At 68.6% G+C, this 19,718-nt stretch carries 18 protein-coding genes; 11 read left to right on the top strand and 7 right to left on the bottom strand.

Annotated features, from left to right (window positions below; all coding sequences use genetic code 11):
• The first annotated feature begins 205 nt into the window (after nucleotides 1-205).
• From ilvB to EPL03_RS15505, 7 genes are all read left to right on the top strand, one after another.
• Nucleotides 206-1,996: a biosynthetic-type acetolactate synthase large subunit gene (gene ilvB / locus EPL03_RS15475; protein ID WP_135830235.1), complete on the top strand. Its 1,791-nt coding sequence runs from the start codon at nucleotides 206-208 to the stop codon at nucleotides 1,994-1,996.
• Nucleotides 1,993-2,706, top strand: a complete 714-nt coding sequence (ilvN, locus tag EPL03_RS15480) for an acetolactate synthase small subunit (protein ID WP_135830236.1) — start codon at nucleotides 1,993-1,995, stop codon at nucleotides 2,704-2,706. Before ilvB ends, ilvN begins: the two co-directional genes overlap by 4 nt.
• Nucleotides 2,703-3,761: a ketol-acid reductoisomerase gene (gene ilvC, locus EPL03_RS15485; RefSeq protein ID WP_135830237.1), complete on the top strand. Its 1,059-nt coding sequence runs from the start codon at nucleotides 2,703-2,705 to the stop codon at nucleotides 3,759-3,761. The genes ilvN and ilvC overlap by 4 nt, the downstream gene beginning before the upstream one ends.
• 4 nt (nucleotides 3,762-3,765) lie before the next feature.
• A complete protein-coding gene (locus EPL03_RS15490) occupies nucleotides 3,766-4,101 on the top strand; it encodes a hypothetical protein (protein ID WP_244605285.1) in 336 nt (111 codons plus the stop codon).
• 73 nt (nucleotides 4,102-4,174) lie between these two features.
• Nucleotides 4,175-5,626 carry a 3-isopropylmalate dehydratase large subunit gene (gene leuC, locus EPL03_RS15495; protein WP_135830238.1) on the top strand — a complete coding sequence of 484 codons (1,452 nt, stop codon included), beginning with the start codon at nucleotides 4,175-4,177 and terminating at the stop codon, nucleotides 5,624-5,626.
• Nucleotides 5,623-6,276, top strand: coding sequence for a 3-isopropylmalate dehydratase small subunit (gene leuD / locus EPL03_RS15500; RefSeq protein ID WP_135830239.1), 654 nt, complete (start codon nucleotides 5,623-5,625; stop codon nucleotides 6,274-6,276). The genes leuC and leuD overlap by 4 nt, the downstream gene beginning before the upstream one ends.
• The gene (locus EPL03_RS15505; protein WP_135830240.1) at nucleotides 6,273-7,265 is read left to right on the top strand and encodes an isocitrate/isopropylmalate dehydrogenase family protein; all 993 of its coding nucleotides are present in this window, start codon (nucleotides 6,273-6,275) and stop codon (nucleotides 7,263-7,265) included. The genes leuD and EPL03_RS15505 overlap by 4 nt, the downstream gene beginning before the upstream one ends.
• An 11-nt stretch (nucleotides 7,266-7,276) precedes the next feature.
• Here the strand turns inward: EPL03_RS15505 and EPL03_RS15510 are convergent, their stop codons facing one another.
• Nucleotides 7,277-7,510 carry a DUF7563 family protein gene (locus EPL03_RS15510; protein WP_135830241.1) on the bottom strand — a complete coding sequence of 78 codons (234 nt, stop codon included), beginning with the start codon at nucleotides 7,508-7,510 and terminating at the stop codon, nucleotides 7,277-7,279.
• Nucleotides 7,511-7,738: 228 nt separating this feature from the next.
• Between EPL03_RS15510 and EPL03_RS15515 the strand changes: the two genes are divergently transcribed.
• The 4 genes from EPL03_RS15515 to EPL03_RS15530 all read left to right on the top strand — a co-directional run bounded on the left by EPL03_RS15515 (nucleotide 7,739) and on the right by EPL03_RS15530 (nucleotide 12,135).
• The gene (locus EPL03_RS15515; protein WP_135830242.1) at nucleotides 7,739-8,800 is read left to right on the top strand and encodes a zinc-dependent alcohol dehydrogenase family protein; all 1,062 of its coding nucleotides are present in this window, start codon (nucleotides 7,739-7,741) and stop codon (nucleotides 8,798-8,800) included.
• Nucleotides 8,801-8,876: 76 nt separating this feature from the next.
• Entirely contained in the window at nucleotides 8,877-9,863 is a 987-nt protein-coding gene (locus EPL03_RS15520) for a C40 family peptidase (protein WP_135830243.1), read from the top strand.
• A gap of 276 nt (nucleotides 9,864-10,139) precedes the next feature.
• Nucleotides 10,140-10,874, top strand: a complete 735-nt coding sequence (locus tag EPL03_RS15525) for a helix-turn-helix domain-containing protein (protein ID WP_135830244.1) — start codon at nucleotides 10,140-10,142, stop codon at nucleotides 10,872-10,874.
• Nucleotides 10,875-11,076: 202 nt separating this feature from the next.
• Entirely contained in the window at nucleotides 11,077-12,135 is a 1,059-nt protein-coding gene (locus EPL03_RS15530; protein ID WP_135830245.1) for a serine hydrolase domain-containing protein, read from the top strand.
• A 114-nt stretch (nucleotides 12,136-12,249) separates the two neighbouring features.
• Here EPL03_RS15530 and dacB read toward each other — a convergent pair whose 3' ends face one another.
• The 6 genes from dacB to EPL03_RS15560 all read right to left on the bottom strand — a co-directional run bounded on the left by dacB (nucleotide 12,250) and on the right by EPL03_RS15560 (nucleotide 19,606).
• On the bottom strand, nucleotides 12,250-13,536 hold the full coding sequence (gene dacB / locus EPL03_RS15535) for a D-alanyl-D-alanine carboxypeptidase/D-alanyl-D-alanine endopeptidase (RefSeq protein ID WP_168216280.1): 1,287 nt from the start codon (nucleotides 13,534-13,536) through the stop codon (nucleotides 12,250-12,252).
• Complete coding sequence (locus EPL03_RS15540) at nucleotides 13,533-14,825, bottom strand: ABC transporter ATP-binding protein (protein ID WP_135830247.1); 1,293 nt, start codon at nucleotides 14,823-14,825, stop codon at nucleotides 13,533-13,535. The genes dacB and EPL03_RS15540 overlap by 4 nt, the downstream gene beginning before the upstream one ends.
• A complete protein-coding gene (locus tag EPL03_RS15545) occupies nucleotides 14,822-15,862 on the bottom strand; it encodes an ABC transporter ATP-binding protein (protein WP_135830248.1) in 1,041 nt (346 codons plus the stop codon). The genes EPL03_RS15540 and EPL03_RS15545 overlap by 4 nt, the downstream gene beginning before the upstream one ends.
• Nucleotides 15,862-16,887: an ABC transporter permease gene (locus EPL03_RS15550; RefSeq protein WP_135830249.1), complete on the bottom strand. Its 1,026-nt coding sequence runs from the start codon at nucleotides 16,885-16,887 to the stop codon at nucleotides 15,862-15,864. Before EPL03_RS15550 ends, EPL03_RS15545 begins: the two co-directional genes overlap by 1 nt.
• Before the next feature lie 3 nt (nucleotides 16,888-16,890).
• Nucleotides 16,891-17,841 (bottom strand): ABC transporter permease, encoded by a 951-nt coding sequence (locus tag EPL03_RS15555; RefSeq protein WP_135830250.1) that lies wholly within the window; start codon nucleotides 17,839-17,841, stop codon nucleotides 16,891-16,893.
• Between the two features lie 67 nt (nucleotides 17,842-17,908).
• Nucleotides 17,909-19,606: an ABC transporter substrate-binding protein gene (locus tag EPL03_RS15560; protein WP_244605286.1), complete on the bottom strand. Its 1,698-nt coding sequence runs from the start codon at nucleotides 19,604-19,606 to the stop codon at nucleotides 17,909-17,911.
• Between the last annotated feature and the right edge of the window lie 112 nt (nucleotides 19,607-19,718).

Consider the following 19,718-nt stretch of genomic DNA (forward strand, 5'->3'; position numbering starts at 1 on the left):
ACGTCTCAGCACGCGCTCGACCACCAGTGAAACCCACACGACCGACGCCGACACGACCAGTTGCACAGCATCCCGCACCGCGCCGCGCTCGGGCGACCGCGCCGCGCACGGCGAACCGTTCCGCATCCGCCCCGATAACCGCGCGCCCGGTCTCGGGACCCATCACCGCCGAGGCGACCGCGAGGCCGACGCGAGGTGAGCGACCGTGAGCGAGCGCGCGCGACCGGCGTTCGACGCGCCCGAGGCCGCCCGCTCGACCGCCGAGACCGACCCGACCGCCGACGACCCGGCGGAGACGCCTCCTGCGGACGCCGAAGCGACGACCGGCGCGGAGTCGGTCGTCGCAGCGCTCGAACGCGCCGGGGCCGAGACGCTGTTCGGCGTGCAGGGCGGGGCCATCATGCCCGTCTACGACGCGCTGTACGACTCGGAGCTGCGCCACGTCGTGATGGCCCACGAGCAGTCCGCCGCCCACGCCGCCGACGCGTACGGCGTCGTCTCGGGCACGCCCGGCGTCTGTCTGGCCACCTCCGGGCCGGGCGCGACCAACCTCGTGACCGGCATCGCGGACGCCGACATGGACTCGGACCCGCTGGTCGCGCTCACCGGACAGGTGCCGACCGACTTCGTGGGCGACGACGCGTTTCAGGAGACCGACACCACCGGCGTCACTGCGCCCGTCACCAAGACCAACTACTTCGCCCGGTCGGCCGACGAGGTGGGCGCGACCGTGGGCGAGGCGTTCGCCCGCGCGACCGCCGGACGCCCCGGCCCGACGCTGGTCGACCTGCCCAAGGACGTGACGCAGGGCGAGACCCGGGCCGACGCCGAGGAGCCGACGCCCGACGTGCCCGAGCCCCGCCCCGAGGCCGACGCCGAGTCGGTCGCGGCCGCCGCGCGCACGCTCGAACGCGCGAACAAACCCTTGCTACTCGCGGGTGGCGGCGTCGTGAAGGGCGACGCCAGCGACGAACTCCGGGCGTTCGCCCGCGAGTACGGCGTCCCGGTCGCCACCTCGATGCCCGCAGTCGGCGCGTTCCCCGAGGACGAGGACCTCGCGCTGGAGATGGTCGGAATGCACGGCACGGGCTACGCCAACATGGCGGTCACCCACTGCGACGCCCTGCTGGCGGTCGGCACCCGGTTCGACGACCGGCTGACCGGCGGCGTCGAGACGTTCGCGCCCGAGGCCGAACTCGTCCACGTCGACGTCGACCCCGCCGAAATCGGCAAGAACGTCGCGGCCGACGTGGGGCTGGTCGGCGACGCCGGCACCGTCCTGGCGCAACTCGACGCCGAGCTGGCCGACGCCGACGACCACGCCGCGTGGCGCGAGCAGTGCCGCGAGTGGAAGGCCGAGTATCCGATGACCTACGCCACGTCCGACGACGAGCCCCTGAAGCCGCAGTTCGTCGTGGAGGCGTTCGACGAGGCCACCGACGACGACGCCGTCGTGACGACCGGCGTGGGCCAGCACCAGATGTGGGCGGTCCAACACTGGACGTTCACCGAGCCCCGGACGTGGGTCTCCTCGCACGGTCTGGGCGCGATGGGGTACGGCCTGCCGGCGGCCATCGGCGCGAAGCTGGCGGCTCCCGACCGGGAGGTCGTCAGCTTCGAGGGCGACGGCTCGTTTTTGATGACGATGCAGGAACTCGCGGTCGCGGTGCGGGAGAACCTCGACCTCACGGTCGCGGTGCTGAACAACGAGTACATCGGGATGGTCCGCCAGTGGCAGGACGCCTTCTTCGAGGGCCGCCACTCGGCCTCCGAGTACGGCTGGTGCCCGGAGTTCGACACGCTCGCCGAGGCGTTCGGCGCGAAGGGGTTCGCGGTCGAGAGCGACGACGAGGTGGCCGACGCCGTGGCTGGCGCGCTGGCGTACGACGGCCCCTCGGTCGTCGACTTCCGGGTCGACCCCGAGGAGAACGTCTACCCGATGGTGCCCTCGGGCGGAGCGAACGGGGAGTTCGCGCTCTCGGAGGACCAGCTATGAGTTCCGAGCGCGAGCCAGCGGGTTCGGACCGACGCGACGCCGGCCTGCCCGGCCCGTCGCCCGACCAGCGACCCCAGCCAGACGGCCGGCGCAACGCCGAGGGCGTCCGGGTCGACCCCGACGCCGAGGCCGAGCGCGAGCCACGGACGGGCGTGGTTTCGGCGCTGGTCGACCACGAGCCGGGCGTCCTGTCGCGGGTTTCGGGGCTGTTCGCCCGCCGGCAGTTCAACATCGAGAGCCTGTCGGTCGGGCCGACGACCGTCGACGGTCACGCCCGACTCACCCTGGTCGTCGAGGAGACCGACGCCGGCATCGAGCAGGTCGAGAAGCAACTCGCCAAGCTCCGCCACGTCGTCTCGGTGGGCGAACTCGACGACGACGCGGTGCGGGCCGAACTGGTCGTGGTGAAGGTCCGGGGCGACCGGCCCGACGAGGTCCACGCCGTCACGCGGATGTACGACGGTCAGACCCTCCACGCGGGACCCGAGACGGTCACGGTGCAGCTCACCGGCGACCCGGCCGAGATAGACGACGCGCTCGACGCGCTCGGGCGGTTCGGCATCGTCGAAATAGCCCGGACCGGTCAGACCGCGCTGGCGCGGGGCGACGCGCCCACCACGCCCGGCGAGCGGCCGGCCGACGAGACGAACGCGGACGACGCATCGACCGACGAGACGAACGCGGACGAGACACCCGACGGACGACAATGACAGACGAACTCGATACCACGGTTTACTACGACGACGACGCGAACAGCGAGCACATCACCGACAAGACGGTCGCGGTCCTGGGCTACGGCAGTCAGGGCCACGCTCACGCCCAGAACCTCGACGAGAGCGGGGTCGACGTGGTGGTGGGCCTGCGCGAGGACTCGGCCTCCCGGGACGCCGCGCGGGCCGACGGCCTGCGGGTCGCCACCGCCACCGAGGCCGCCGCACAGGCCGACGTCGTGTCGATGCTCGTGCCCGACACGGTCCAGCCGACGGTGTACGAGCAGGTCGAGGACGAACTCGACGCGGGCGACACGCTCCAGTTCGCCCACGGGTTCAACGTCCACTACGGCCAGATAGAGCCGCCCGAGGAGGTGGACGTGACCATGATAGCACCCAAGTCGCCGGGCCATCTCGTCCGGCGAAACTACGAGAACGACGAGGGGACGCCCGGCCTGCTGGCGGTCTACCGGAACGCCTCGGGCGAGGCCAAGCAGGAGGCGCTGGCCTACGCGAAGGCGCTGGGCTGTACCCGCGCGGGCGTGGTCGAGACCACGTTCCGCGAGGAGACCGAGACCGACCTGTTCGGCGAGCAGGCCGTCCTGTGTGGCGGCGTCACCGAACTCATCAAGATGGGCTACGAGACGCTGGTCGACGCCGGCTACAGCCCCGAGATGGCCTACTTCGAGTGTCTGAACGAGATGAAGCTCATCGTCGACCTGATGTACGAGGGTGGGCTGTCGGAGATGTGGGACTCGGTGTCGTACACCGCCGAGTACGGCGGGCTGACCCGCGGCGAGATGATAGTCGACGAGTCGACCCGCGAGAACATGGAGCAGGTGCTGGAGGAGGTCCAGAACGGCGAGTTCGCCCGCGAGTGGATAACCGAGAATCGGGCCGGCCGACCCGCCTACCGCCAGCGCCGGCTCGCCGAGAAGGACCACGAAATCGAGGAGGTCGGCGAACAGCTCCGCGAGCTGTTCGCGTGGGCCGACGACGAGCAGACCGAATCGAACGCGACCGACGACCCGGAGAAAGCGACTGCGGACGACTGAGACAATGACACGAGCCAACCGACCGAGCCGACCCGACCGAGACCAGACCGCCAGCCGAGACGCACCGACCGCCGACCGCGCGCCGACCACGATGGGCGAGGTCAGCCACACCAACCCCCACGGCGACCCGAGCGTGACGAACCGGCCGTTCCAGCGCGGGCCGGTCGTCGCGGCCGACGGCGGCCGTCGGGACGCCCGCGACGACGACGAGGAGTCGAGCGAGGCCACCGCGACGCCCATGCGGGACGTCGACCACACGCCGCCGTACGGCGACGGCGAGGAGGTCGACCGCGTGTTCGAGCGCGGCGCAAGCGAGGAGCCCGTAGAATCCGAAGAGTAAACTCCCACTGGCACCGAGACCGACACACGATGGACGATTTTTCCGATAATACGACACGTCGCGGGTGGAATCGATGAGCGAGCGCACGCTGTACGACAAGGTGTGGGACCGCCACAAGGTGACGGAACTCCCGACCGGACAGGACCAGTTGTTCGTGGGCCTCCACCTCGTCCACGAGGTGACCAGCCCGCAGGCGTTCGGAATGTTGCGCGAGCGCGACCTCGACGTGGCCTACCCCGAGCGCACCCACGCCACGGTCGACCACATCGTGCCGACCGACGGCCGCGAGCGACCCTACGAGGGCGCGGCCGAGGAGATGATGGCCGAACTGGAGGACAACGTCCGCGAGGCGGGCATCGACTTCTCGCATCCGGACACCGGCGACCAGGGCATCGTCCACGTCGTCGGTCCCGAGCAGGGGCTGACCCAGCCCGGCATGACGGTGGTGTGTGGCGACAGCCACACCTCGACCCACGGGGCCTTCGGCGCGCTCGCGTTCGGCATCGGCACCTCCCAGATTCGGGACGTCCTCGCCACCGGCACCGTGGCGATGGAGAAAAAGGACGTGCGCCGGATTCGGGTCACGGGCGACCTCGGCGACGGCGTCGAGGCCAAGGACGTCGTCCTCGAAATCATCCGCCGGCTCGGTACCGACGGCGGCGTGGGCTACGTCTACGAGTACGCGGGCGAGGCAATCGAGAACCTCGACGTGGAGGGTCGGATGAGCATCTGCAACATGTCCATCGAGGGCGGCGCGCGCGCGGGCTACGTCAACCCCGACGAGACGACCTACGAGTGGCTGGCCGGGACCGACGCCTTCGCCGACGACCCCGAGAAATTCGAGGCGCGAAAGGCCTACTGGGAGTCGATTCGGTCGGACGAGGACGCCGAATACGACGACGAGGTGGTCATCGACGGGTCCGCACTCGAACCCATGGTGACGTGGGGCACCACGCCCGGACAGGGCGTCGGCGTCACCGAACCCATCCCCGCGCCCGAGGACCTGCCCGAAGACAAGCGCGAGACCGCCCGAAGCGCCCAGGACCACATGGGCGTCGAACCCGGCGAGACGATGGAAGGCTACCCCATCGACGTCGCCTTCCTCGGCTCGTGTACCAACGCGCGCCTGCCCGACCTCCGGCGGGCCGCCCGCGTGGTCGCGGGCCGGGAGGTCCACGACGACGTGCGTGCGATGGTGGTCCCCGGCAGCCAGCGCGTGAAGGCCGCCGCCGAGCGCGAGGGGCTGGCCGACGTGTTCCGCGAGGCCGGCTTCGACTGGCGCGGCGCGGGCTGTTCGATGTGTCTCGGGATGAACGACGACCAACTGGAGGGCGACGAGGCCTCCGCGTCGTCGTCGAACCGCAACTTCGTCGGGCGACAGGGCAGCAAGGAGGGCCGGACGGTCCTCATGAACCCCCGGATGGTCGCGGCCGCCGCGATCGAGGGCGCGGTGACCGACGTTCGCGAGCTGGACGAGCGCGACCTGCCCGACTCCGAGTCGACCGACCCGGAGGTGGCGCGATGACCGCCGACGAGCCGGCGGTCGAGACGGTCGAGTCGGTTTCGGGCACGGGCGTTCCGGTGCGTGGCAACGACGTCGACACCGACCAGATAATCCCCGCCCGCTTCCTGAAGGTCGTCACCTTCGACGGGTTGGGCCAGTTCGCGTTCCACGACGTGCGATTCACCGACGACGACGAGCCCAAGGACCACCCGTTCAACGAGGACCGGTTCCGGGACGCCTCGGTGCTGGTCGTCAACTCGAACTTCGGCTGTGGCTCCTCGCGCGAACACGCCCCGCAGGCGCTCAAGCGCTGGGGCATCGACGCCATCGTGGGCGAGAGCTTCGCCGAAATCTTCGCGGGCAACTGCCTCGCGCTCGGCGTCCCCACCGTCACGGCCGATGCCGACGCGGTCGAGGCGCTGCAGGACTACGTGGACGCGAACCCGGACGCGGAGATTTCGGTCGACGTGGCCGACGAGACGGTTACCTACGGCGACCGCGAGGTCGACGCGACCGTCGACGACGCACAACGCAGGGCGCTGGTCGACGGCGTCTGGGACACGACCGCGCTCCTGAAGTCGAACGCCGAGGCGGTCGCCGAGACCGCCCGGAGCCTCCCGTACGTCGAATCTGCTACCGCGACCGGGGCCGGGGAGGTGACCGAGCGATGACCGAGAAGATAGCGGTGATTCCCGGCGACGGCATCGGCCGGGAGGTCGTCCCGGCCGCCCGCGAGGTGCTGGAGACCGTCGACCCGGACTTCGAGTTCGTCGCGGGCGAAGCGGGCGACGCGGTGCGCGAGCAGACCGGGACCGCCCTGCCCGACGAGACCCGCGACCTCGCGGCGAGCGCGGACGCGACGCTGTTCGGCGCGGCGGGCGAGACGGCGGCCGACGTGGTCATCCCGCTCCGGCGGACGGTCGGGGCGTTCGCCAACGTCCGGCCCGTCCGGGCGTACCCGGGCGTCGACGCGCTCCAGCCCGAGACCGACATGGTGTTCGTACGCGAGAACACCCAGGGCGTCTACGCGGGCCACGAGACGGACGTCGCACCGGGCGTGCGGACACTGACACGCGTGATTACCGAGTCGGCGTCCGAGGAAATCGCGCGTTACGCCTTCGAGTACGCCGCCGAGCGCGGCCTCGACGTGACCATCGCGCACAAGGCGAACGTGATGCGGCGGACCGACGGCCTGTTCCTCGAAACCGCCGAGTCGGTCGCCGGGGAGTTCGACGTGAGTTACGACGACGCGCTGATGGACGCGCTGGCGATGCACCTCGTCCAGCGTCCGGAGGACTACGACGTCGTGGTGTGCCCGAACCTCGCGGGCGACGTGCTGTCGGACCTCGCGGCCGGACTGGTGGGCGGACTCGGCCTCCTGCCGAGCGCGAACGTGGGCCACGAGCGCGGGCTGTTCGAGCCGGTCCACGGCAGCGCGCCCGACATCGCCGGGCAGGGCGTCGCCAACCCGTCGGCGATGATACTGTCGGCCGCGCTGTTGCTGGAGTATCTTGGCCACGACGCGGCCGGCGAGCGCGTCCGGGGCGCGGTCGAGGCGACGCTGGCGAACGGACCGCACACGCCCGACCTCGGCGGGAGCGCCACGACGCAGGACGTGACCGAGGCGGTCGTCGAGCGCGTCGAGAGCGACGAGAACTAAAGTTCGAGACGTTATCGGAGCGGGTCGCGTCCGCCGATGAGGTTCGTCGTGTCGACCTCGTCGGCGCGCGCGCCGCCTTTCTTGACCTCCGTGGCCGTCATGCACTCCAGACAGCCGAACACTTCGTTGCGGTTGTTGCCGAAGACGCGTGCGAAGTCCCGCGTCACGAACGAACCGCAGCTCTGGCATCGGTTCTCCGCCATCGTGTCGTCGCCGTTGGTGAGTCTGTTGTCGGTCGTGGTCATGTCTGGCCCTCGGCGATAGATACACGCCATCCTACCCACTTTGTTATCCAGTACCTACACACCCGTAAGCAACGATTAGCCCGGCCAGTAACCGGTTGTTTCGGGGTCTTCGGTCGCCCGCAGTGTTTATACGGCCGCCGAGAATCGCCCTCGGAGTCGCGTGGCGACCGCACCGAAACCCTGCCACGACCCGCCCGATTTAACCGCCGCCGGTCGTATCCATCCCGCATGAGAGCAGCAGTCCTGACCGAGTACGGCGAGCCGCTCGAGATCGAGTCGGTGCCCGACCCCGAGCCGGCCGACAACGGCGTCGTCGTCGAGACCGAGGCGTGTGGCATCTGTCGGAGCGACTGGCACGCGTGGAAGGGCCACGGCGAGTGGGCCGACGACCGGGTCCCCGAGGGCCAGATTCTCGGCCACGAGCCGGCGGGCCGGGTCGTCGCGGTCGGGTCGGGCGTCGAGCGCGTGCGCGAGGGCGACCGCATCGCCGTCCCGTTCAACCTCGGCCGGGGCGACTGCGAGCACTGCCGGAACGGCCACGGCAACGTCTGCGAGGACGGCCTCGCGCTGGGCTTCGAGGCGGACGCGCCCGGCGCGTTCGCCGAGCAGGTCCACGTCCCGCACGCCGACTACAACGCGGTCCACCTGCCCGACGGCGTCTCGCCGACCGAGATGGCCAGCCTCGGCTGCCGGTTCGCCACGGCGTACCACGGGCTGGCCCACCGCGCGGACCTCGCGCCCGGCGACTGGGTGGCGGTCCACGGCTGCGGCGGCGTCGGCCTCTCGGCGGTCCACGTCGCCGACGCGCTGGGCGCGAACCCGGTCGCGGTCGATCTCGACGAGGCGGCGCTGGCGAAGGCCCGCGAACTCGGGGCGGCGGAGACGGTTCCCGCCAGCGAGGTCGTGGACGTGCCTTCGGAGGTCCGGGACCTCACGGACGGCGGGGCGCACGTCTCGGTCGACGCGCTCGGCATCGCCGAGACGTGTCGCAACTCGGTGGCCTGTCTCCGGGCGCGGGGCCAGCACCTCCAGTTCGGGCTGACCACCGACGAGGAGCGCGGCGAGGTCTCGCTGCCAACCGACGCGATGACCCAGAGCGAGATCACCTTCCTCGGCTCGCGCGGGATGCCGCCCACGCGGTACGGCGAACTCCTCCGGATGGTCGAGCGCGGGACGGTCTCGCCCGCCGCACTGGTGACCGACGAGGTCGCGCTCGCGGACGTGCCCGACCGCCTCGACGCGATGGACGACTTCGGCGTCGTCGGCATCGAAGTGGTGACGGCGTTCTGAGCCGCCCTCGCGGGTCGAAACGCTCGGTCCGACGGTCAAGACTTAACACCTCCGGACGAGGAGTACGCGTAGGAAGATGGTACGCTCGGAAAGACACGTTTCCCGCGTTCTCACCAAGTGTAAGATCGACCACGCGCCCGACCCGCGCGCGACGGTCTTCGACGTGTCCGCTGCTCTCGCTGACGGCGCTGTTCTGCTCTCGGGAGCCGTCCTGACCGACGACCTGAAGCGCCGCGCGGTCGCGGCTGTCGAGGCCACGACCGACGCGGCGGTCGGAGCCACCGACGTAACGGTGCTCGAGCGGTCGGCCCACGACCGGACCGTCACCGTGCCGGTCGCGCCGGTCCGCGACGACCCCGACGCCGACGCCGAGCAGGTGACCCAGCTACTCTACGGCGCGGACGTGACGGCGTACGACGCTTCCGACGGGTGGCGACGGGTTCGGACACCGGGCGGGTACGTCGGATGGGTCGAAGGGAACTCCCTCGGAGTTCCGACCGACGTCCGGGCCGACGCCGTGATCTCGGCGGCGACGGCCGACGTGGGAGACGACCCCGGACTCCTCTACGCGGGCACCGAGTGTGAAGTCGTCGAGGACGGCGACCCGACGCGCGTCAGGTTCCGGACCGGCGTCGAACACTCGGTGCCCGACGACGCCGTGGCGGCGCTCCCGTCGGCTCCGACTCCCGAAAACGTGGTCGAGACTGCCCGCGAATACCTCGGCACCGAGTACGTCTGGGGCGGCATGACCGTCGAGGGAATCGATTGCTCGGGGCTGACGTGGATGGCCTACCGCCGGAACGGGGTGACGCTTCCCCGGGACGCCGACCTCCAGCGCCGGATGGGCGAGGAGGTCGCCCGTGACGAACTCGACCCCGCCAGGCTCGCTCCCGGCGATTTGCTATTCTTCCCCGGTCACGTCGCGATGAGCCTCGGAGGCGAGCGGTTCGTCCACGCCGAGGGCGACGCGGACGAGGTCGTCGTCGACAGTTTCGACCCCGACGCCGACCGGTACAACGAGCGCCTCCACGAGCAGTTCGAACTCGCGACCCGACTCCTCTGAGTCGGGGACGTCCGTAGTTCCGACCCCGAACGGGAGGTCGCTCGCGACGCCGACCGCAACGGAGGCCGCGTTCGGGGCTGACGCCGAACCAGACCGCGCAGTCAGTCCGGAACGCCGGCGCACGTGGAATCGAACCCGAACTGGGCGGGGTCCGACCGACGACCTCTCGGGGGTGCTCGTGATGCCCGACCTCCGGGCTCGAAGACGGCGTGACGACGACGCGAAACTCACCACGAACAATACATTAATGTCCTTCGTCTCGTGCTATCGTCACACATGAGCGTCACCCTCTTCTCCGACGAGGACGCAGATATCACGTACAAGCAGGTCGAGCTTCACCTGTGGCATCCCGGCTGTTGGACCCTCGAAGTCACTGCCGACCTCCCGGACACGCACCTCCTCGAGAAGTCCCTGTATCCGACCGACGAACAGGTGAAAGGCGACTTCCTGCTCGTCTCGGACGGCGAGGTGCCGATTTCCGAGTTCATCGAATCGATAGACGACCACCGCGCGGTCGACGAGGTGGCGGTGTTGAAACAGTCCGCCGAGCGTGCGCGAGCCGTCGTCAACTACGACCGGTCGACCAGCGTCGTCCCCAACATCGTCAACTCGGAGTTCATGCCGGTCGATCCCGTCTACATCACCGACGGCGTCGAGTACTGGACGGTCCTCGTGAAGGCCGACCGCCTCGGCGACATTATCGACTCGATGTGCGCGGAGTACGACGTCGACATCGACGCCATCCAGCGAGCCGACTCGAAGGAGAACGTCGAGTTCGCCGACTTCGTCGACAAGGCGTCCGACCGGCTCTCGGAACGCCAGACCGAGAGCCTCATGGAGGCCCAGGAGGTCGGCTACTACAACTGGCCCCGGGAGGTGTCGGCCAATGCGGTGGGCGAGCGACTCGACGTGAGCAACCCGACCGTCCTCGAACACCTCCGGAAGGGCGAGCAGAAAGTGCTCAACCTCTTTCTCGACAAGCTCAGCAGGCGCGACGGGAGGTATCGGTGACCGAGTCGTCCGCCCCCGGCGTTGTCGCCCCGGGCGCTCCCGGCGCGTCCGGGTGGTCGACTGACGGCGGGGTCGTCGCGGCAACTGACGACGGGAACGACGGGGCGGGCCCGTTGGGCTCGCCCGCCAGGGCCAACGGCTTGCCGGCGGACGCGGAAACCGGACCCCTGCCAGAGATGACCCACGCGTCCGCCGACTACCGATGACTGGTCCGAACCGCGCCGAATACGACGCCGACGACCCCCTCGACTCGCTCCTCTCGGCGGGTGTCGTGGCTGAAGTCTACCCCGGCGCGGTCGCCGCAGTCGGGTCGAGCGACGGCGTCGATCGCCTGCTCGCGGTCGGCGAGGTCGACCCCGAGCGGGGAGCCGCCGCGACCCCGAACACCGTCTTCGACGCCGCGTCGCTCACCAAGCCGGTCGTGACCGCGACGGTCGTGCTCTCGCTGGTCGAACGCGGCGTCCTCGCGATGGCTGACCCCATCGGCGCGTACGTCCCGGCGCTCGACGGACGCGAGCGTGGCGAGATACCGCTCGACGCGTTCCTGACCCACACCTCGGGATTACGACCGTACGCCTTCTCGGAGGCGTGGGAGACGCCCGACGAGGCGTTCGCGGACCTCTACTCGCGGGACCTCCTCGAAGCGCCGCCCGGCGAGCGGGTCGAATACAGTTGTCTCAACTACGTCCACCTCGCGGACGTCGCGTCCCGAGCGACCGGCCGGCCGTTCCCCGAACTCGCGCGTGACCTCGTCTTCGACCCCGCCGGAATGACTGACTCGCGGGTCGGGTCGCCCCCTGCGGACGTCGGCTCGGTCGCACCCACCTTCGACCGGGAGTACCGCAACCGGACGCTCCGGGGCGAGATTCACGACCCCATCGCGTGGAAGCTCGCGGGCGCGAGCGGCAACGCGGGGCTGTTTACTACCGCGACCGACCTCGCCCGGTTCGCTCGGGCGCTGCTCGACGGCGGTGGCGTTCTCTCGGCCGGCACGGTAGCCGCGCTCTCGACTGACCGCACCCCGGAACTCGACGAGCCGCGGGGTCTCGGCTGGAAACTCGTCCGCGGCGGCTCGGCCCCGCTGGGCTGGTCGACCGACGCCGTCGGCCACACCGGCTACACCGGCACGTCGCTCTGGATCGACCTCGCTCGCGACCGGTTCGGCGTCCTCCTGACGAACGAGGTCTACCACGGCAAGAACGGCGGCATCGTAGACGTTCGCAGGCGGTTCCGCGCCATCGTTGCGAGCGGGCGATACTAGGGGCCGGTCGACCGGTGGTTCGTCGCTGCACGCCGCCGCGGGGCGGCCGGTCACGCCGACCACCGAACGCTCCGCGGCGGGACCCGCTTGCCGATTCCGGCGCGACGGAGTGGGTTACCGGAGGGCCCGGACGAAGGCGTCCTGTCGCTGGCGGGCCGCCTCGACGTCTCCCGCCAGCCCACCGAACACGACCGAGAACGTCACGTCGGGGTCGCCATCCCGGTGCAGGACGCCCGAGAGCGCGCTCGCGCCCGTGAGGGTTCCCGTCTTCGCTCGGACGCCCGGCACGTCGCCGAGCCGGTTCCGTAGGGTCCCCTCGCCCGATTCGGGGAGCGAGTTCCGGAAGGCGTCGGCCCACGGTTGTTCGCGCGCCCATTCGAGCAGGTTCACGAGTGCGCGGGCTGTCACGAGATTGTACCGCGACAGCCCCGACCCGTCGCGGATTCGACACGCGACGGCACCGCGCTCCTCGAGGAAGTCGGTGGCGAGGTCGCTCCACAGCTCCCACGTGCCGGTCCGGTCGTCGCTGCGCTCGGCGGCTACCGTGCGGGCGAGCTGTTCGGCCACGAAGTTGTCCGAGTGTACGGTCATCTCGCGAGCGAGGTGCGACAGCGGCTCGGACTCGACGCGCGCCGAGAACTCGGGGGTCCCCTCCAAACCCCGCCCGACGCGGACCTCGCCCGCCACGTCGACGCCAGCCTCGGCGAGCGCCTCGCGGAAGGCCTCCCCGAAGTGACGCTCGGGCTCGGCGACCGGGGCGCGCTCGGTCCGGTCAGTTCCGGCCGGGAGCGACCCTTCGACCCGTATCACGCCGGTTTCGGGGGCCGCGTAGATACGGAGGTCGTCCTCGCCCACGTCGATGTCGGATTCGACCGCGACGACCCCCGTGTCGGGGGCGACGCCCACCTCGAAGTCACCCGACTCGTCGCAGGTCACTTCGACCGTGAGGAGGTTCCCGTCGAGCGCGAGTGCGGTGCTCCGAGCGCCGTAGTAGTACCGCTGGTCGCCCCACGTCCAACCGGGCCCGAGTTGTTGGTCGCCGAACCGACTCCCGTCGAGCTGGAGGTCTCCCCGGACGACCTCAACCTCCTCGGCGACGTTCCGGGCGAGTTTCTCGAGGTCGTCGTATCCGAGGTCCGGCTGGCCCGTCCCGACGACGACGAGGTCGCCGTCGAGGCGACCGTCCCGAGCGCTTCCGTGACCTTCGACTCGCGTTTCGAACCGATAGTCGGGGCCGAGCACGTCGAGCGCGAGGGCGACGGTCAGGAGCTTGGTATTCGACGCCGGGGCGAGCGCTCTATCCGCGTCGTGGCTCGCGACCACCTCGCCGTGTTCGTCGCGGGCCAGGGCGGAGACGCTCGCGCCCTCGATGTCAGTGAGGTGGGTGGTCGGGTCGGTCACCACTGGAACTCCTCGCGGTCGTCGGTCGGTAGGTGACACGCCGACAGGTGGGTCGGGCCCGAAATCCGTTCCAGTTCGGGCTGCACGGAGTCACAGACCGATTGGTGGGGCGACAGCGCCTCCAGCGCGGCGTCGTAGTCGTCCCGCGCCGCGGCCTCGGCGGCGTCCTCGACCGCCCGCCGGGCGTCGCTCGGTAGCTCCCGGTCGAAGTACGACTCCACGACCGTCTCGGGCGACCCGACGGCGTCGACGTCCTCGGTCGCCACGTCGTCTCTGAAGTCGGCGAACTCGGCGTAGCTCTCCTCGGTGAATCCGTCGGGCAGGACGAACGCGGGACACCGCGTGTGGAACTTGCAGCCCGACGGCGGGTCGGTCGGACTCGGGACGTCGCCTTCCAACTCCGCGATCACGCCGGTCGCGTCGGGGTCGGGATTGGGAACCGCCTCGAGAAGCGACCGAGTGTAGGGATGGTGGGGCTGGGTGAACAGTTGCTCGGTCGGGCCGGTTTCGACGAAGTCGCCGACGTACATCACCGCCACGCGGTCGGCCATGTTCCGGACGACCCCGAGGTCGTGGGTGATGAAGAGGTAGGTCAGCCCGTACTCCGCCTGGAGGTCGTTCATCAGACTGAGTATCTGGGCCTGTACCGACATGTCGAGTCCGCTGACTGGCTCGTCGGCGATGACGAGGTCCGGGTTGATCGACAGCGCCCGCGCGAGGTTGATGCGCTGGCGCTGGCCGCCCGAGAACTCGTGGGGGTATCGTCCGTAGTACTCGCCCTTCAGGCCGACCTGTTCGAGCAGTTCGACGGCGCGGCTCTCGCGTTCCTCGGCGCTCCATCCGGCGGCCTCGAGCGGGTCGGCGATTATCTTACCGATCTTCCGGCGAGGGTTCAGACTGCTCATCGGGTCCTGAAACACCATCTGGACGTTCTCGCGGAACCATTGGTCGTCCTCGCTCTCGAACTCGGTGACGTCCCGGCCGTCGAACCGTATCACGCCGTCGGTCGGCTCTTCGAGGCCGACCACGGTCCGCGCGAGCGTCGACTTCCCGCACCCGGACTCGCCGACCACGCCCAGCGTCTCGCCCGGATACAGGTCGAAGTCCACGCCGTCGACCGCCTTCACGTTCGAATCATCGATTCCGAAGGGAAGGCCGTCGGCGTCCGGGTCGTACTCGATGGAGCCGAGAATCCCGGAGTTGACCGGGAAGTGGGTCTTCAACCCGTCGACGCTGAGCAGGGGCTCGTCGGCAGCCTCGTCCCGGCGACGTTCGACGGACGAGCTCATCGGTCCCCTCCCGTCCTACCGACGCCGGTGTCGGGCCGACCGGTCTCGTGGAGTTTCGGGTCCCCGTCACCGCCTTCTTCGTAGCGCAGACACGCGGCCGCGTGGTCCGGTCCGATGTCGTAGTCCGGGGGTTCGGCCCGCGAGCAGTCGTCGAACGCAACCGGACACCGGGTCCGGTATCGACACCCCGACGGCGGGTCGACCGCGCTCGGCATCGACCCCTCGATGGGGTCGAGTGCGTCGGTCCGCCGGTCGGCCGTCACCGTCGAGCGCAACAACGCCTGCGTGTAGGGGTGTTTGGGGTTGCGATACAGCTCCTCGTAGGGTGCGGTTTCGGCCATTTCTCCGAGGTACATCACGCCGACCCGATCGCAGACCTCGCGGACGACCCCGAGGTCGTGGGTCACGTATATCATGCCGGTGTCGTACTTCGTCTTGATATCGTCGAACAGCTCGAGAATCTGGGCCTGAATCGTCACGTCGAGGGCGGTCGTCGGCTCGTCGGCGATGATGAGACTCGGCTCACAGGACAGCGCCATCGCGATGAGCGCGCGCTGTTGCATCCCGCCCGAGAACTCGTGGGGGTACTGGTTGGCCCGTTCGCCGGGGTCCGGGATACCGACGTCGTCGAGCAGTTCGACCGTTTGGTCCCACGCCTCCCCGTGGCTCACGTCGCGGTGGTGTTCGATGATCTCGGATATCTGGGTGCCGACCGTGAACACCGGGTTCAGTGCGCTCATCGGGTCCTGGAAGATGTACGAAATCTCGGTTCCCCGAACCTGCTCCCGGAGTTCCGCCTCGGAGTACTCCGTGAGGTCCTCGCCCTTGAACCGGATGTCGCCGGCTACGACGTGCCCGGGTGGTCTGATGAGCCCGAGCAGGCTCTTGACCGCCACGGACTTGCCCGCGCCGGACTCGCCCACCAGCCCGAAGGTCTCGCCGCGCTCGACCTCGAAACTCACGCCGTCGACCGCCTGTACGATGCCCGCCTCGGTGTAGAAGTACGTCCGGAGGTCCTCGACTTCCAGCAGCGCCATCAGTCGTCACCTCCCGACTGGGGCCGGGTGTCCGTTCCGGTCGGACCACCGGCCGGGCCGCTCAGGTTCGAGTCGTCGCCCGGCATCGGCAGGTCGTCCTCGTCGAAGTCGTTTTTGAGCGAGGTCTTGGGGTCCATCGCGTCGCGCAGGCCGTCCCCGAGCATGTTGAATCCCATAACTGTGAAGAATATCATGATTCCGGGGAACGCCGCAACCCACGGCGCGACGAGGAGTGCCTGTTGGGCGTCGTTGAGCATCCGGCCCCACGACGCGGTCGGCGGCTGGACGCCGAACCCGAGAAAGGAGAGGGCGGCAGCCCCGATGATGATTCCACCCATCGAGAGGGTGGCCTGCACCAACACCGCCGCGAGGCCGTTGGGGACGATCTCCCGAAGGAGTATCTTGTGGGTCGGCAGCCCCGCTGCGCGTGCGGCGTCCACGTACTCCTCCTCCCGGATGGAGAGCACTTCCGAGCGCATCACCCGCGCGTACGCGGGAACGCCGATGATGCCGTAGGCGATAAAGAGGTTGTAGACGCTGGGTCCCATGATCGCCATGAACGTCATGGCGAGTACGAGCGCGGGAATCGCGTACAGCACCTCGACCAATCGCATCAGCAGGTCGTCGACGTAGCCGCCCTTGTACGCGGCGAACGAGCCGACGAGGATACCGCCGGAAAACGAGATGCCGACCGCGATGACGCCGATTGCGAGCGCGATGCGGCTCCCGTAGATTATGCGGGCGAGCACGTCCCGGCCGAACTGGTCGGTCCCCATCGGATGTTCGGCCGATGGCGGTGCGTACGCATTTATCTGGTCGTGTTCGAGGGGGTCGGCGTGGAGCGCGGTGATGAGTTGTCGGTCGAGCAAGACCTTATCGACGGTCGAGAAGAGCGCCATCGCCACGAGGAGGGCGATGATGACTCCGCCCACGAGGGCCGTGGGGCTGTGTCGAAGGTCTTTGAGCGTCGAGACGATTCCGCTATCCGTGAACTCCGAGTCGGCGACAGTTGATTTCGTACTCATTTTTCAGTCGTATCTGATTCTCGGGTCGATGTAGGCGTAGGCGAGGTCGGTCAGTAAGACGCCGACCAGGAACACCACGGCGAACACGACGTTGAGCCCGATGATGACCGCGTAGTCCTGGTCGAGCAGTCCGTGGTAGCCGAGCCGACCCATTCCGGGGATGGCGAAGATTTGTTCGACGACGACGCTTCCGTCCATCAGGAACGACAACTGAAGCCCAACGATGGTGATGAGCGGTAACAGCGCGTTCCGGAACGCGTGTCGGAGCAGGATGCGCCGCTCGGGCAGGCCGTAGGCTCGCGCGGTCTCGATGTAATCCTGCGAGAGTTCTTCAACCATGCTCGACCGGGTCATCCGCATGAGCGTGGCAGTCTGTGCGGTCGCCAGCGTGATGATGGGGAGGACGAGGTGTCTGGCCGCCGCGACGGGGTCCTCGAGCGGCGAGACGTACCCCGACGCCGGGAAGTAGCTGTACTCGTAGGCGAACAGGAAGATGAGCATCAGGCCGAGCCAGAAGTTCGGCGTCGAGAGCCCCGCCAGCCCGAAAAACCGGGAGACGTGGTCGCCAAACTGGTTGTGCCTGGCGGCGGCGTACACGCCCAACAGCAGGGCTGTCGGGAGCGCGATGAGGTACGACGTGCCCATCAGGAGCAGCGTCGGCCCGGCGCGCTCGATCATCAGTTCGCTGACCGGCTGTTTACGCATGAACGACTCGCCGAGGTCGAACTGGAGGAGCCGGACCATGTGGTCGATGTACTGCTTCCAGAGCGGCTGGTCGAAGCCGTACTGGCGGATCAGTTCGTCGGCGAGCTGCTGGCTTGGATTGACGCCCAGGTAGATTCTGACCGGGTTTCCGGGAAGGGCGTGTATCATTACGAACGTGAGCGTGAACACGCCCAACAGCACGGGGAGTATCTGGAGTATTCTGCGTATCGTGTATTTATACAGGCTCATGTCTCTCGGATGGTCGGCATTCTACTTTTCGTTGCAATGTGATAACTAAAACGCGGATGGTTGACCGTTACTCCTCGATGTAGGAGTTCGACCACTGGTTGCAGAGCGGTTGGGCCTCGAACGCGGACGGCTCGTAGTCCTGGACGCTCGTACTCCACGCAACCGCGCCCGCCTCGGAGAACGCCGGGATGTGGGGGTACATCCCCTGGAGGGACTCGGCGATGTCGATGTATATCTCCCGGCGCTCGTCCTGGTCGATGACCTGCCGGGCCTCCCGGATTTGCTCGTCGATTCTCTGGAGTTCCTCGCTGTCCTCGGACTGGTAGAGGAAGCTCGCGGAAGCGTTGCCCGCGACGCCATCGTCGAGTCCGCCCTCGTCGTTGCGGAGGTCCCGGAACAGGTAGTAGAAGAACCCGTCGGGGTCCTGTCCGCCCGACCAGCCGTAGATGTTCACGTCGAAGTCGCCGGTGTCGAGCTGGTCGAGCCACTGGCCGGTCGTCACCTCGCGGACCTCGGCGTCCCAGCCGATTTCGCTGAGTTCGTCCTGCAGGACGATGGCCATGTTTTTGAACTTCGAGCTGGCGAGCGACGAGATGGTGATGGTCTCGCCGTACCCGTCCCCGTAACCGGCGTCGTCGAGGAGCGACTGAGCCTGCTCGTAGTCCTGCTCGGGGTAGAACTCGTCGCGCCACTCCTCCCACGGGAAGTCCCAGCTCTCGTTGACCTCCTGGGGCATGAACCCGTAGTTCCGCTCGCCGAGGTCGCCCGCGGTCGCGTTGAGTATCTCGTCGTAGTCGACGAGATACTGCATCGCCTCGCGCACCTGCACGTCGTCGAACGGTTCCCGCATCGTGTTGAACAGGAGCCCGTTGTAGTCGAACTCGGGGACGCGGGACATCTCGATGCCGTCCTCGGACCGGGCCCGCCCGAGGAGGTCCTTGGGGACGTTCGCCTCGTGAACCCCGCCGGACGCCAGTTCGACGAACTGGACCTGCGCCTCGGGGATGATGCGCATCCGGACGGCGTCGAGGTTTGGCTGCTGTAGGAAGTAGTCGTCGTAGCGCGTCAGTTCGACGTGCGACGAGGACTCCTGGCTCTCGAACTGGAACGGCCCCGAGCCGATGGGGTTCTCGCCGAACGCCTCCGGACCCTGCTCTTCGGCGATGTGCTTGGGGACGACCGGGGCGTTCATGTCAGTTAGGTTCAGCTGGAACAGCGCGAACGGGTAGCTGAGGTTGAACGTCACCTCGTAGTCGCCGGTCGCCTCCACCTCGTCGATGAAGTCGAGGTTCGCCCGGTTCGGCGAAGCGTTGTCGGGCTCGAGAATCCAGTTGATGGTATAGGCGACGTCTTCGGCGGTGAGGTCCTCCCCGTCGTGGAACGTCACGTCGTCGCGTATCGGGATGACGAACGTGGTCTCGTCTTCCTGCTGTGGCTGGTCGGCGGCGAGGTGGGGCACGAACTCCGACCCGTCCGGACTCATGACGTACAGGGTGTCGAACACGTACGGGAGGAAGCTGTTCACCCACGCGAGTTCGTTCATCCGCGGGTCGAGCGTCGGAGCGTCCTCCGCGGTCGAGTCGATGAAGGTGCCGCCGAGCGGGGCCTCCGACTGGTCCGTTGTCCCCCCGTCCGACTGGTCGCCCGTCGTCGAACCGCCGGTGTCGTCGGTGTCTCCAGCGGTGGTAGTCGTAGCCTGTTCGTCCGTGTTGCTCCCGGAACAACCTGCGAGCAGCGTCCCGCCCAGAAGACCTGACGTCGCCAAGAAGCGACGCCGGTCGATTGTCGAATATTCGTCGGACATGATTGGTCGTACGGTCCTGCGCGACCGTGTCACCCGATAGCAAGTCGAAAGGTGGTAAATAAGTGGGCCCTAT

Origin of the sequence: Halorussus halobius, assembly GCF_004765805.1 — an archaeon.
Classification (GTDB): domain Archaea; phylum Halobacteriota; class Halobacteria; order Halobacteriales; family Haladaptataceae; genus Halorussus; species Halorussus halobius.

What these genes read in the sequence shown, in the direction of transcription:
- ilvN (WP_135830236.1), top strand. Translation starts at nt 1,993, where the DNA reads ATGAGTTCCGAGCGCGAGCCAGCGGGTTCGGACCGACGCGACGCCGGC.
- EPL03_RS15515 (WP_135830242.1), top strand. Translation starts at nt 7,739, where the DNA reads ATGAGAGCAGCAGTCCTGACCGAGTACGGCGAGCCGCTCGAGATCGAG.
- EPL03_RS15505 (WP_135830240.1), top strand. Translation starts at nt 6,273, where the DNA reads ATGACCGAGAAGATAGCGGTGATTCCCGGCGACGGCATCGGCCGGGAG.
- EPL03_RS15510 (WP_135830241.1), bottom strand. Translation starts at nt 7,510, where the DNA reads ATGACCACGACCGACAACAGACTCACCAACGGCGACGACACGATGGCG.
- EPL03_RS15540 (WP_135830247.1), bottom strand. Translation starts at nt 14,825, where the DNA reads ATGAGCTCGTCCGTCGAACGTCGCCGGGACGAGGCTGCCGACGAGCCC.
- EPL03_RS15490 (WP_244605285.1), top strand. Translation starts at nt 3,766, where the DNA reads ATGACACGAGCCAACCGACCGAGCCGACCCGACCGAGACCAGACCGCC.
- leuD (WP_135830239.1), top strand. Translation starts at nt 5,623, where the DNA reads ATGACCGCCGACGAGCCGGCGGTCGAGACGGTCGAGTCGGTTTCGGGC.
- EPL03_RS15555 (WP_135830250.1), bottom strand. Translation starts at nt 17,841, where the DNA reads ATGAGCCTGTATAAATACACGATACGCAGAATACTCCAGATACTCCCC.
- EPL03_RS15550 (WP_135830249.1), bottom strand. Translation starts at nt 16,887, where the DNA reads ATGAGTACGAAATCAACTGTCGCCGACTCGGAGTTCACGGATAGCGGA.
- leuC (WP_135830238.1), top strand. Translation starts at nt 4,175, where the DNA reads ATGAGCGAGCGCACGCTGTACGACAAGGTGTGGGACCGCCACAAGGTG.
- ilvC (WP_135830237.1), top strand. Translation starts at nt 2,703, where the DNA reads ATGACAGACGAACTCGATACCACGGTTTACTACGACGACGACGCGAAC.
- EPL03_RS15530 (WP_135830245.1), top strand. Translation starts at nt 11,077, where the DNA reads ATGACTGGTCCGAACCGCGCCGAATACGACGCCGACGACCCCCTCGAC.
- EPL03_RS15545 (WP_135830248.1), bottom strand. Translation starts at nt 15,862, where the DNA reads ATGGCGCTGCTGGAAGTCGAGGACCTCCGGACGTACTTCTACACCGAG.
- EPL03_RS15520 (WP_135830243.1), top strand. Translation starts at nt 8,877, where the DNA reads ATGGTACGCTCGGAAAGACACGTTTCCCGCGTTCTCACCAAGTGTAAG.
- EPL03_RS15525 (WP_135830244.1), top strand. Translation starts at nt 10,140, where the DNA reads ATGAGCGTCACCCTCTTCTCCGACGAGGACGCAGATATCACGTACAAG.